Source organism: Aquimarina sp. AD1 (assembly GCF_003443695.1).
Taxonomy (GTDB): domain Bacteria; phylum Bacteroidota; class Bacteroidia; order Flavobacteriales; family Flavobacteriaceae; genus Aquimarina; species Aquimarina latercula.
The window spans coordinates 1,762,377-1,776,342 of record NZ_CP031966.1 but is presented as its reverse complement, the minus strand read 5'-3'; the positions used below and the strand labels follow the sequence as shown (position 1 = coordinate 1,776,342).

At 32.5% G+C, this 13,966-nt stretch carries 9 protein-coding genes; 6 read left to right on the top strand and 3 right to left on the bottom strand.

Features of this window, described 5'->3' with window-relative positions; translation table 11 throughout:
- Nucleotides 1-104 precede the first annotated feature (104 nt).
- Both gyrA and D1815_RS08010 read left to right on the top strand, forming a co-directional pair.
- Nucleotides 105-2,654, top strand: coding sequence for a DNA gyrase subunit A (gyrA, locus tag D1815_RS08015; RefSeq protein ID WP_027392922.1), 2,550 nt, complete (start codon nt 105-107; stop codon nt 2,652-2,654).
- Nucleotides 2,655-2,679: 25 nt separating this feature from the next.
- Nucleotides 2,680-3,954: a tetratricopeptide repeat protein gene (locus D1815_RS08010; protein WP_118389922.1), complete on the top strand. Its 1,275-nt coding sequence runs from the start codon at nt 2,680-2,682 to the stop codon at nt 3,952-3,954.
- A gap of 81 nt (nt 3,955-4,035) precedes the next feature.
- Here D1815_RS08010 and D1815_RS08005 read toward each other — a convergent pair whose 3' ends face one another.
- From D1815_RS08005 to D1815_RS07995, 3 genes are all read right to left on the bottom strand, one after another.
- Complete coding sequence (locus D1815_RS08005; RefSeq protein WP_027392920.1) at nt 4,036-4,446, bottom strand: hypothetical protein; 411 nt, start codon at nt 4,444-4,446, stop codon at nt 4,036-4,038.
- A 165-nt stretch (nt 4,447-4,611) separates the two neighbouring features.
- Complete coding sequence (locus D1815_RS08000) at nt 4,612-7,623, bottom strand: hypothetical protein (RefSeq protein ID WP_240337549.1); 3,012 nt, start codon at nt 7,621-7,623, stop codon at nt 4,612-4,614.
- A gap of 113 nt (nt 7,624-7,736) precedes the next feature.
- Nucleotides 7,737-8,459 (bottom strand): outer membrane lipoprotein-sorting protein, encoded by a 723-nt coding sequence (locus D1815_RS07995; protein WP_118386563.1) that lies wholly within the window; start codon nt 8,457-8,459, stop codon nt 7,737-7,739.
- A 91-nt stretch (nt 8,460-8,550) separates the two neighbouring features.
- Here D1815_RS07995 and D1815_RS07990 point away from each other — a divergent pair, with 91 nt between their 5' ends.
- The 4 genes from D1815_RS07990 to D1815_RS07975 all read left to right on the top strand — a co-directional run bounded on the left by D1815_RS07990 (nt 8,551) and on the right by D1815_RS07975 (nt 13,927).
- Nucleotides 8,551-9,441 carry a DUF72 domain-containing protein gene (locus tag D1815_RS07990; RefSeq protein WP_118386562.1) on the top strand — a complete coding sequence of 297 codons (891 nt, stop codon included), beginning with the start codon at nt 8,551-8,553 and terminating at the stop codon, nt 9,439-9,441.
- A 207-nt stretch (nt 9,442-9,648) separates the two neighbouring features.
- Nucleotides 9,649-10,035 carry a hypothetical protein gene (locus D1815_RS07985; protein ID WP_027392916.1) on the top strand — a complete coding sequence of 129 codons (387 nt, stop codon included), beginning with the start codon at nt 9,649-9,651 and terminating at the stop codon, nt 10,033-10,035.
- Nucleotides 10,036-10,117: 82 nt separating this feature from the next.
- Entirely contained in the window at nt 10,118-11,227 is a 1,110-nt protein-coding gene (locus tag D1815_RS07980) for a DEAD/DEAH box helicase (protein WP_027392915.1), read from the top strand.
- A 219-nt stretch (nt 11,228-11,446) separates the two neighbouring features.
- Nucleotides 11,447-13,927: an ATP-dependent Clp protease ATP-binding subunit gene (locus D1815_RS07975; protein ID WP_162897348.1), complete on the top strand. Its 2,481-nt coding sequence runs from the start codon at nt 11,447-11,449 to the stop codon at nt 13,925-13,927.
- Nucleotides 13,928-13,966: the final 39 nt, after the last annotated feature.

The following is a 13,966-nucleotide window of genomic DNA, read 5'->3' as shown; positions in this document are numbered from 1 at the left end:
TTAATAAATTACGTATATTAGGAAGGGTATTGCCTGTTAAAACCGTCTTAATTTACTTAAATTAGCGCGTTAAATAAAATCAATTTTAGAATAAAATAATTTTTATGGCAGAAGGAGAAAAGCTAATACCTATCAATATAGAGGATGAAATGAAGTCTGCGTACATCGATTATTCGATGTCGGTGATTGTATCACGTGCACTTCCTGATGTTAGAGATGGTCTTAAGCCAGTGCATAGGAGAGTTCTATATGGTATGTATGAGTTAGGCGTTAAAGCTAGTAGTGCTCATAAGAAATCAGCGAGAATTGTAGGAGAAGTTCTTGGAAAATATCACCCACATGGTGATACTTCCGTATATGATACTATGGTACGTATGGCTCAAGAGTGGAGTTTACGTTATATGTTGGTTGATGGTCAAGGTAACTTTGGTTCTGTAGATGGAGATAGTCCAGCAGCAATGCGATATACAGAAGCAAGAATGCGTAAGATTTCGGAAGATATGCTTGCTGATATCGAAAAAGATACTGTAGATCATACATTTAATTTTGATGATACACTACAGGAACCAACAGTATTACCAAGTAGGGTTCCGGGATTGTTAATTAATGGAGCATCAGGTATTGCTGTAGGTATGGCAACTAACATGCCTCCTCATAATTTAAGCGAAGTTGTAGATGGAACTATTGAATATATCAATAATAATGATATTGAAATAGATGAACTTATACAGCATATTAAGGCTCCTGATTTTCCTACAGGAGGTATAATTTATGGTTATGATGGTGTAAGAGAAGCTTTTAAAACAGGTAGAGGTAGAATAGTAATGCGTGCCAAAGCTAGTTTTGAAGAGGTTAATGGAAGAGAGTGTATTATTGTATCTGAAATTCCTTATCAGGTGAATAAGGCAGATATGATTAAGAAAACTGCCGATCTTGTAAATGATAAGAAAATAGACGGTATCTCAACTATTAGAGATGAGTCTGATAGAAAAGGAATGCGTATCGTTTATATTTTAAAAAGAGATGCGATACCTAATATTGTTCTTAATCTTCTTTATAAGTATACAGCATTACAATCTTCTTTTAGTGTTAATAATATCGCACTGGTAAAAGGAAGACCTCAGTTGTTGAACGTAAAAGAAATGATTCATCATTTTGTAGAGCATAGACATGAAGTTGTCGTGCGAAGAACGAGATATGAATTAAGAAAGGCAGAAGAAAGAGCACATATTCTAGAAGGATTAATTATAGCATCAGATAATATTGATGAAGTAATTAAATTAATAAGAGCATCTTCTAATGCAGAAGAGGCTAGAGAAAAGCTTATTACTAGATTTAAGTTATCAGAAATTCAGGCAAAAGCGATTGTAGAGATGCGTCTACGTCAGCTAACAGGTCTGGAGCAAGATAAATTAAGAGCGGAGTATGATGAGTTAATGAAAACAATTGAAGATCTTAAGGATATTCTTGATAAAAAGGATCGTCGAATGGATATCATTAAAGAAGAACTTCTTGAGGTTAAAGATAAGTATGGTGATGCACGTCGTTCTCAAATAGAATATGCCGGTGGTGATCTAAGTATAGAGGATATGATTCCTAATGAGAAAGTAGTTATAACTATTTCTCATGCAGGATATATTAAAAGGACATCTCTAACAGAGTATAAAAAACAGAATAGAGGAGGAGTTGGTCAGAAAGGAAGTACAACTCGTAATGAAGACTTCTTAGAGCATTTATTTGTTGGTACAAATCATCAGTATATGCTGTTTTTTACTCAAAAAGGAAAATGTTTCTGGATGAGAGTATACGAAATACCAGAAGGAAGTAAGACTTCAAAAGGTAGAGCAATACAAAATCTTATCAATATAGAAAATGATGATAAAGTAAAAGCATTTATTTGTACACAGGACTTAAAAGATGAGGAATATATTAATTCTCATTATGTAATAATGGCAACTAAAAAAGGTCAGGTAAAAAAGACTTCTTTAGAACAGTATTCTAGACCACGTACAAATGGTATTAACGCTATTACTATTAAGGATAATGATGAACTATTAGAAGCTAAATTAACTGATGGTAAAAGTCAAGTTATGTTAGCTGTTAAATCCGGAAAAGCAATTCGTTTCGAAGAAGAAAAAACTAGACCAATGGGTCGTGGTGCTTCTGGTGTAAGAGGAATACGCTTAGCTGATGATAAAGATGAGGTAATTGGAATGGTTGCTGTAAATGACATGGAAAGTAACATTTTAGTTGTTTCTGAAAACGGATATGGAAAGCGTTCTAAATTAGAAGACTACAGAATCACTAATAGAGGAGGAAAAGGAGTAAAAACGATATCTGTTACGGATAAAACTGGAGAATTAGTAGCAATTAAAAATGTTACGGACTCTGATGATCTGATGATTATAAATAAATCAGGTATTGCTATACGACTTTCTGTAGAAGATCTTAGGGTTATGGGGCGTGCAACGCAAGGAGTTCGTCTTATCAATTTAAAAGGTAAAGATTCTATTGCTGCTGTAGCGAAAGTTATGCACGAAGAGGACGATGTTGAAGATATTGATGAAAATATTGAAGAAATTGATATATCTTTGCAAAATAATAGTGATGCTAATGATGGCACAACTATTGATAAAACAGAAGAAGAAGAATAAAAAGAATCCCGTAAAAACAAAAGTAATGAAAACTAAATTTGTCGTAGCATTTTTTTTAACTATCAGTGCTATTGGATTTTCACAAAAGAAAGCACTAAATGCGGCTAAAAAAGCATTAAAATCTGGTGATCTAGAAGTTGCCAGTGATGCATTAAAAGCTGCTGAAGGGCAGTTAGAAGCTGCAGATGATAAGCAGAAAGCACAATATTATTTTCTAAAAGGACAGGTTTCTTCGGCATCATCCGATAAGTCTTTAGATAAGATTGAGCAGGCAGCCAATGCTTATACGAAAGTATTAGAAATTGAAGAAGCTTCAGGTAGTAAAAAATATACTACTCAAGCTAATACAGGAATACAAACTTTGCGCCAGTCTTTAGTAGAACAAGCGGTGGCGGATCAGAAAGCAGGTAAGAATAAAGATGCTGCTGATAAACTGTATTTAGGGTATAAGACAAAAAAGAGTGATACGTCTTATTTATATTTTGCTGCTTCTAATGCAGTAAATGGTAAGGATTATGATACAGCACTTAAGTATTATAATGAATTAATTGAAGTTGGTTATAAAGGAGTTGAGGAACGTTTTATGGCAACTAATAAAGAGACAGGAGAAGTAGATCCATTTGATTCAAAAGAATTAAGAGATTTTTCTGTAAAAGCAGGAACGCATATCAAACCAGAAGTTTCTAAAACGAAATCAAGACAAGCAGAAATAACTAAAAATATAGCTCTTATTTATATAGCTCAAGGTAAAGATGAGGAGGCTATTAAGGCAATGGAATCTGCTAAGGCTCAAAACCCTAATGATCCTGCTTTAATGCAAGAAGAGGCTAATATGTTTTACAAATTAGGTAATTTAGAAAAATACCAAGAGTTAATGAAGGCAATAGTTGCAAACGATCCAGAGAATCCTAATTTGTTATATAATTTAGGTGTAAGTGCATCACGATTAGGAGATAATGAACAAGCAATTACGTATTATAAGAAAGCTTTAGAGATCAAGCCTGATTATTCTTCTGCTCAAATAAATATTGCTGCTATTATTTTAAGTGGCGAAACTGCTCTTAATGAAGAAATGAATAGTCTTGGTGGATCTAATGCAGATTATAAAAGATTTGATGTTCTTAAAAAGCAAAAGCAAGATTTATATAGAGAAGCTGTTCCTTATTTGGAAGGAGCTCTACAATCAAAACCTGATAATGTAGAAGCTGTTCGTACGTTAATGCAGATTTTCTATCAACTAGATGATCCTAAAGCGGATGATATGAAAAATAAATTAAAAGCTTTAGAAGGCGGAAACTAGGCTTCACTAAAGTATTTTAAATAATAAAAAAAGCGGATCAAAATTTTGATCCGCTTTTTTTATTAGAATAACACATATTGCTTAATATGTCGTAATTGGTTTGTCTAATAATTGAATATTACTTTGTAAACGTTCTCTAACGATATTCATCATTCTTTTGTTTAGGGATGACGAATTTTCAATGTATATGAGATACTCATCTACTGTAAATTGTCCAATAATCATTCCTTTTAAACTGTTTCTGAATTTCATGTCCTTTTGAACAGCATTCTCAATAAATAATAGTCGTTTTTCTATAGAAAGCTCAAAAAAAGTATTTTTTCTTTTTTTGATATAATTTCTAAACACTTCAATTAATAATTCATTTTGTAATTTAATGATTGGTCTAATTGTTTTGTTTTGAAATTGCTCGTCATTTGACATGTTTTCAGAAACTCTTGCATTTAAAATTTGTGGCCGTATAGCCAATAAATTTGATTCCCTGTTTTCCATAATAAAGAGTGTTTACTAAAAATACAGAATTGTTTCATCTAAATTTCAGAACACTTACCAGAGTTTTAAACCAGTTATGAACATTTTCTTATGAATAGAAATAATGTTTAGGTTTTATTCAAAAAAAATAAGACTTCCTAAATGGAAGCCTTACTTTTTTGAAATTTATTTTTTAAGGAATTCTGCTTTTGATTTAATATCTATGGGCGCAATTTCATTTTTTTCTAGATATTTCACAAGTTTAGATATTCTTTTATCCTTTATCTTTTGAAAATCTACAATTGCTTTTTTTAATTTCTCATTCAGTGTTTTTTGATTGTTTAATTGAGCACTTGACGGTTTTTCAAAATTATTTGTTACTGCATTATATAGATTAGAAATCTTTTCTCGCAATTCTGGTTCTGCTTCTTGAACATAATTATCTCCTGTAGTAATAACCAAAGACTCTTTTAATTCAGTTAATTCTTTGATAACAGGTGTCGCAATTTTTGAAGATTTTTCTTCAATTGATTTGGCTTTTTTTACTGTTTGATCAATTTCATGAACTAAATAAGCTAAATCTTCTATCATAACATAAAGTTCTTTAGAAGTTTTACGTTGCGATTTTCTTTCAGCTTCAGTCACTTCCGAATTTTTATCTTGTTCAACATCTATAGTATGTTCATAGGTGTTTTTACCTTTTGTGAGTACTACCTTGTATTTACCAGCAGCAACTCTTGGAGCAGCTCCTATTGAAAATGTTTTACCTGATGCAGATTTTGGAGAGATACTTCTGTAATTCCATCGAACTATATTAATTCCTTTTGCTTTTCCTGGAGGTAAATCAGTGATTTTATTTCCATTTAGATCCTGAATTTCCATGCTCATTTTTCCAAAAGTATGTCTCTTTTTTAGATAGTACATAATTTTTAGATTGCTACTTGGGTTCTGTCCTACGAACTGAGTTTCTGTGCTTCCTCCTCCAAACCCATTATTTTCTTTTATAATTCCAGGTTTAGTGTTGAAAAAATGTACATTTTTAGCCAATACTTCTTGATTGATCTGACGTAAAGAAGAAATGTCGTCCAATATTATTACACCTCTTCCATGAGTACCTAAAACAAGATCATTCGTTTTTTTATGAAGATCTATAAAATGTACTGCAGTTGCTGGCATATTATTAGTGAATCTAGCCCAATTTTTGCCACCATTAATAGTAACAAATAGTCCAAATTCTGTTCCTACGAACAATAAATCTTCTTGTTCATAGTCTTCTTGAATATTTCTGGCAAAACCTATAATATCATCAGTTGCAATAGATTTCCAGTTTTTTCCATAATCGGATGTTTTGTATACATATGTATTCATGTCTCCAGAAGTATGTCCATCAAAAACTGCGTATGCAGTTCCTGCATTATGAACACTTGCTTCTATATGATATACCCAAGTGTTGGCAGGTAAATTAGGAATATTACTAACGGTATTTGTCCAGTTTTTCCCACCATCTGTAGTGACTTGTACATTTCCATCATCAGTTCCAACCCAAATTACATTTTCGTTCACTGGAGATTCGGCTATGGTAAAAATGGTTGTGTGTGTTTCTGCTCCTGACTTATCTTTAGAAAGACCTCCAGATTCTTTATCTTGTTTAGTAAGGTCATTAGTTGTTAGGTCTGGAGATATTTTTGTCCAGTTATTACCCATATCTTCGGATTTATGAAGGTATTGGCTCCCCATATAAAAACGATCTGGTTTGTGAGCACTAATAGCCATTGGAGCATTCCAATTAAAACGTAGTTCTTCGTCACCATCAGGTATTGGTTCTACATTTTTAGTGGTGTTTTTCTCAGTATTTATTCTCCATACGTTTTGAGCTCCTTGCATTTCAGAATATATAATAGGTTTTGTAGGGTGCTTTAATACTCTAAAGCCATCTCCATAACCAATTCTTTTCCAATCTCTAGCTTCGATTCCTCCAGGAGAAGAGGAAGGACCATACCAAGAACCATTATCTTGTAATCCACCATATATATTGTATGGCTCTGCGTTGTCTAAACTAATTTGATAAAATTGTGATACAGGAAGATTTTCTACTATTTCCATAGTTGCGCCACCATCCCAACTTCTGTATACTCCTCCATCTGTTCCTGCATACATTCTATCACTATCATTGATATCAAAAAGAATATCATGAATATCAGCGTGCATGTTTCCAAGATTTTTAAAGGTTTTTCCTCCATCTTTAGAAATAGCTCCAAGAAAACCACCTTTTACAATAGTTTCAGGGTTTTTTGGGTCAACGACAAGACGAGAAAAATAAAATGGTCTTACTACTAATTCAAAATCATTATTTAATTGCTTCCAATTTTTTCCAGCATCGTCAGATCTATATAACCCTTTACTTTTATCATCTTCACTTTCAATCGCTGCGTATAATATTTTTGTATTAGATGGAGCCACTGCAATACCAATTCTACCTAAATTTCCTTCAGGAAAACCTGAATGAATTTTATTCCAGTTTTTTCCACCATCTATGGATTTATATAATGCACTGTTAGCACCTCCGGAGTTAAAAGACCATCCAGTTCTTCTAAATTCCCACATAGAAGCATAAAGAGTATTCGGATCGTTTGGATCCATTAAAAGATCAGAAATACCTGTAGATGTATTGGTATATAGTATTTTTTTCCAAGTCTCGCCGCCATCAGTGGTTTTGTATACACCACGTTCATCACTATCCCCCCATAAAGCTCCTAGTACACCAACATAAACTTCTTTTGAGTTTTTTGGATTGATCACAATACTACTAATGCGCTCGGATTTTTCAAAACCAATTTTATTCCAAGTGTCTCCTCCGTTAGTGGTTTTATAAAGTCCATCTCCAATAGAAACACTATTTCTTGTCCATATTTCTCCGGTCCCGACCCATATAGTTTTGTCTGGATCGTTTGGATCAACGGCTACAGCTCCAATGGATTGAGCGTGTTCGTCAAAAATGGGATTAAATGTTGCACCTCCATTGGATGTTCTCCATACTCCACCACCAGCTGTTCCGGCATAGATTACTCTAGCGTTAGTAGGGTGTGCTTCTAGATCAATAATTCTTCCACTCATTAAGGCAGGGCCTATATGACGTGCTTTAATATCACCAAAAAGTTCTTTCCCTTTTAATGATATTTCTTGTGCTTCTAAGCTCATGTTTATACATAATAAGCAGCATAAGATTTTAATGTATTGTTGCATAATAGTTGTTTGTGTGATTAAAAAAAAGCCTCAAACTTAGATGAGGCTTTTTTATAAAAGTATGTTTTTTATTTCTCTGCAGGAAAAGCGAATAAACTAGATTCTATTTCAGGATTTAGTACAATCTCTTTGATTTCAATAGGCTGTGGGCCTTGAGACATAGAGAAAGGGAAGTAAAGACCATCCACTTCCTGGTAGTCACTCATAGTAACAGTAGTTTTATTAGCGCCTTGAGTTGTTTCAATCATAATAGGTACATAGTTTTCAGTTTCAAAGTAGTAGTAGCTAATACTTGGAGACTCTACACCATTTAGAGATACAGGCTCAGTTGTTAATTGAATTTTGAAGGTTTCAGTACCTTCTTTTGTTTCTTTACCTAAATATTCTACCGTATACCCTTTTTCTTTATAATCTATAAAAGCGTTTGGAAAATCATTCGTTGATAATTTCATGTTATCGGTAGTTTCCTTGTCACTTTTTTCTGCTTTCATGGTCATAAAGTTCGTGGACCACATTGTTTCGCCATCAAAAGCAAATTGAGTGATTGTTTTACCTTGTAACTCAATAACTACGGCTTGTTCACCTTTGTTTCCAGAATATATAGTTACAGGTATAACCATTCCTCCTTGGTTTACTTGGGCTACCATTTTAGTACCAGTAAGCTTTTTCCAGTTTTCCTTACCTCCGGTATTTTCTAAATATGTATCGATAATTTCATCAGCAGTTTGTGCCTGTGTGGGAGTAATAATTGCTATAATTAGTACTACAATTAATGATTTCAAAGTATTCATTGTTAAATTTTTTATTATTGTTACTGCATAGTTAGTCATTCGAATCCTATTTTTGTTACACTATTTACAGTAAACTTTTTAAATAAATATTATGAAATTTGGTAAAGTAGAACGCCCAGAAAGTATAAACTTTGTATTGCCAGAGGATCATCAGGATACTTTAAAAGTTTTACAGAAAGGAGGAAGTAATGATGTTTCTGTATATGTTGGTTGCGCTAAGTGGAATAAACAAGATTTAAAAGGTTTTTACCCTAGAGGTACAAAAGATGAATTATTTTACTATTCTAGACAGTTTAATTGTATTGAATTAAATGCTACTTTTTATAGAATCTTTTCTGAAGATCAATTCAAGAAGTGGTATGATAAAACACCTGAAGGGTTTAAGTTTTTTCCAAAACTTGTACAAAATATATCGCATCTTAAGAGACTTAATGAAGATGTCCAGCCTTATGTAGATCAATATGTAGCAAATGCGGTTCATTTAAAAGAAAAACTAGGAACAATCTTTTTGCAAATGCATAGTAATTTTGCTCCTAAGTATTTTGAAAGAGTTATACGTTTTGTCGAAAAATGGCCAAAGGAATTATCATTAGCTATAGAGTTTAGACATACAGATTGGTTTAATGATGAGGTGGTCGCAAGCGAATTGTATGATTTGTTAGAGAGTTCTAATGTATCGAATGTAATTACAGACTCAGCAGGAAGGAGAGATTTGTTGCATATGAGATTAACTAATAAGGAAGCTTTTATTAGATACGTAGGAGCAAATCATGAAACAGATTACACTAGGCTGGAGGAGTGGGTGGTTAGACTGAAAACATGGAAAGATCAAGGGATTGAAGATATTCATTTTTTTGTTCATCAAAACATAGAAAAAGATTCACCTCTGCTTTCTAAATTTTTTATAGAACTAATAAATAATAGATTAAATACAAAGCTTAATTTACCGAACCATTCTTCTGACGGAACTACCTTATTCTAATTAAAAAAGGGTTGAATTACGGTTTTAACTTTCTTGTTGTAGTCTTAATCACTCGTAAATAGTGTTAAATGTGTAAAAAAAATTGCATTTAATCTTGCTTATATGTATTTTGCCGATGTTTTTAAATAATACTGCTCAGAAATACGCTACTTATTTTTAATGTAGAATTAAATTTGAACTTGTATTAATAAGCCAAAAAATATACATATGACTAAACTATTACGCCCCGCTTTATTATTTGTTTTTGTATTGTTTTCTTTTATTATTCAGGCACAGGAGGATGTTTTAAAAGAAACTATAGGCCAGTTTAGTGGCAGTATAACTACTTTTGATTTTTCAATTCATCAAAAAAATATAATCGAACAGAGTGAGAAAGTTTTTTCTTACGAAAATTGTAATCATGATCACTTGACTCATAATGATCATAATGAATTCCATTCCGAAAGTATTTCTCTTATGGATATTATATCTCCGGATGAAGGTGCAGATGTTAATTGTTCCGGTGGTTTTTGTATGCACGAATCGCACTTTCATAAAAAAGGATTAACTTTAAGAAGACAATTATTCGATTACTTCATGAAAATATCTTGCTAATCATCTAATTAATTTTATCTATTGATTGTTTTAGTTGGGCAATGAATTTATTCATCTATTTTTGCACTATAAAAAATAGAGGATGAAATTTTCAGAATTAGGTGTTCCCAAAGATCTAAATAAAGGTCTTAAAGAAATGGGAATAATAGTACCTACAAAAATTCAAGAGCAATCGATACCTGTACTTATCAATAATAAAGTAGACTTTATTGGTAAAGCTCAGACTGGAACTGGTAAAACAGCCGCCTTTGGTATTCCTTTATTAACTACTATAGACTCCCAGAAAAAAGAAGTTCAGGCATTAATCTTAGCACCTACAAGAGAACTAGGTCAACAAATTGCAAAACAGCTTTTTAAATTCACTAAGTATACTGATAAAATTTTTACAGAATCTGTATATGGTGGAGAAAAAATAGAAATTCAATTATCGAGATTAAAAAGGCCAACCCATATTGTGGTTGCAACTCCTGGTAGATTAATTGATTTAATTGAAAGGAAAGCAGTTGATATTTCCAAAATCAAAACGATCGTATTAGACGAAGCTGATGAGATGTTGAGTATGGGATTCAAAAAGGATCTTACTACTATTTTGAGTAAAACTAAGGGATATAGAAATGTATGGCTTTTTTCTGCTACAATGCCATCAGGATTAAATGAAATTATTAATTCTTATGTTGACAAGGATGCTGTAAGAGTGTCAATTGATAAAAATGACGCTGTTAATAAAGGTATTGATCATCATTTTGTAGTTGGAGAAGAAGTAAATAAATTAGATACACTTACTTATTTTCTTAAATCCCATAAGAATCAAAGAGGAATAATTTTTACTAAAACGAAAGCTGCGGCTCGTAAGTTATCTAAACAGCTTATAGCAAAAAATTATGAAGTCGGCTTACTAGAAGGTGATATGACTCAAAAAGATAGGGATAAAGTAATGCGTGCATTTAAGAAAGCTACTTTAGAATTATTGGTATCTACCGATGTAGCTGCTAGAGGGATTGATGTAGCAGATTTAGCATTTGTAGTGCATTATCAGTTGCCAGATCAAATAGAATATTATACGCATAGAAGTGGCAGAACTGCTAGGGCAGGAAAAACGGGGTTATCATTAGCGCTTATAGTAAAGCAAGAATTAAAAGTGATTAGAGATTTAGAAAAAAACCTTGGAATTAGATTTTCTCAGATCCGTTAAAGATTTTTAATTTTTTACCTGAAAACAGGGGGGGCTTTTACCCAGATACTAGGTAGGTATAATCGATATTTAATTATATTTTTGGTTAAGCTAAAGTATTTTTTACTTTTTGAGGGAAAAATCACTCATAATGCATAAAAATCGAATTTTATTTTCAGCAATTTGATAATTTTTTGCTAATTATTAGGTTATTTATTTACTTTACGAAAAACCAACTTCATGCAAATACTAGATTATACATTATCATCAAAGGTTGATAATGCGATTCACATAGCACAATCAATTGCAAAAGAGTATCATAATGATGAATACAATGCTGCACATTTATTGAAAGCTCTTTTACACAAAGATGTAGGGTTAAAAGATTTTTTTAATCAGATTGATGGCGATATATATTATTATGAAGAATGGTCAGAAGTTAGAATTGAGGCATTACCAAGAGTTGTAAATATTCCGGATGCTGTTCAAGGAGATAAATCTATAGAAGCAGTTTTTAATGAAGCGGATACCCTAAAACTTAAATTGGGTAAGGATGAAATAACGCCTCATGCAGTTTTAATTGCTTTGTGTACTCCAGGTGTAGGATTTTCTTATGAACAATTAAAGACACTACCGCTTAAGGCTGATGAAATTTTAATAGCAGCAACCCAAGGGAAGACTGGTGGTGGAAAAGCAGTTTCTACTAATGGTGGATCAACAACTTCTCAAGTGCAAAAAGGTGATTCAGGAATACTAGATGAATATTGTTTTGATAAAACTTTTGCTGCAAAAAATAAACAATTGGATGATGTTTTTGGAAGAGATGCGGAGGTAAAGATGATTACCGAGATCTTAGGAAGACATTCTAAACCAAATGTATTGATAACAGGTGAACCTGGTGTTGGAAAAACGGTTCTTTTGGATGGTTTTTCAGAGGCTGTTGTGAATGGGAATGTGCCTGATGGTTTGCAAGATGCTCAAATTTATGAGTTAGATTTTATTAACCTTGTTTCTGGAGCAAGTTATAAAAGTGAAGTAGAGGATCGTTTTAAAAAGATTTTAGTCGCATTAAAAGAATATGATAAACCTATCTTATTAATTGATGAGATTAATAATTTGACAGATAAAAATAGTGGGAACCAAGGGTTGGTAAACATTTTAAAATCTGAATTAGCAAAAGGAGAAGTTACGTTCATAGTTACTGCTACAAATGACGCCTTTAGAAAACATATCGAAACCGACGAAGGACTTACTAGGAGGTTTGAGGTTGTTGCGCTAGACGAACCTTCAGAAGAAGATGCACTAACCATGATTTCTAATACTATTAATAAGTATAAAGAACACCATAGTTTAGACATTATAGATGAAACGATTGCAGAAGCTATTAGACTTTCTAAACGATTTAATAAAGATAGAAGTCTACCCGATGCTGCAATAGATCTTATAGATAGAACAATGTCTGCTTCTAGATATATGATCGAGACAACAGCAAATAATGTAGAGTCTTTACTAAAAGATGTAAAAGATATAGGAGAGAAGAAATCCGAGGAAGCCGATAAAGTAAATGCAGTAAGTTGGATTTACAATAATCTAAAAAGTAAGTTTAGTTATCTTTTATTCAATGAACTAGGAGAGGATGAAATGGTCCTTGGAGAAGAAACATTTGATAATTATAAAACAAAGATTGTTTCCATTTTGGATCAATTTTTTAAGAAAGCTTCAGAAGAGAAAACCTTTATAGATAAGAATGATGTTTCTGCCACAATTGCAAATAAAACTGGAATTCCGGTAGGAAAACTTCAGGCTGATGAAAAAGAAAGGTTACTTAATATGGAAGATCATCTAAAGAAAAGAGTGATTGGACAAGATCATGCAATCAAAACAATTTCTGAAGCGGTACTGGAATCGAGATCGGGCTTGAGTAAACCGGGACTTCCGACAGGTTCTTTTTTCTTTACAGGTCCTACAGGTACAGGTAAAACGGAATTAGCAAAATCTCTTGCTGAGTTTCTTTTTCAGACTGAAGATGCTATTATTAGGTTTGATATGTCAGAATTTAAAGAGGAACACTCTGCGGCGCTATTATATGGAGCTCCTCCAGGATATGTAGGATATGAAGAAGGAGGGTTGTTAGTAAATAAAATAAGACAAAAACCATATTCTATCGTACTTTTTGATGAAATAGAAAAAGCACATCCATCAGTTTTTGACATTTTTCTTCAAATTTTGGATGAAGGAAAGTTGAATGATCGATTAGGAAAGACTGGAGATTTTTCTAATGCTGTTATTTTATTTACTTCTAATATTGGGAGTGAGCACGTTGTAAAATCATTTACAGATGGAGAAATTCCTAAATCATCAGATCTATTAGAATTGATGTCTAGACATTTTAGACCAGAGTTTTTAGGAAGGTTAACAGAAATTGTTCCTTTTGCACCGATTACAAAAGAGAATGTAGTAAAGATTTTTAATATTCAATTAAAAGATTTACACAAAGCCCTTAATAAGCAAGAAGTAACATTAGAGCTTACAGAGGCTGCACAAGAATATTTAGCTTATAAGGGATTTACCCCCAAATATGGGGCGAGACCTTTAAGAGGAGTTATTAGAACTGATTTAAGAGGTCCTTTGTCTAAAATGCTGATTACGGGTAAGATAGGTAAAGGGAGTAAAGTCAGTCTTGATATAAAAGATGAAAAAATGGAATGGTCCTACGAATAAAGAACCATATCCTGCAATAAAATTAGTATATTTATAATT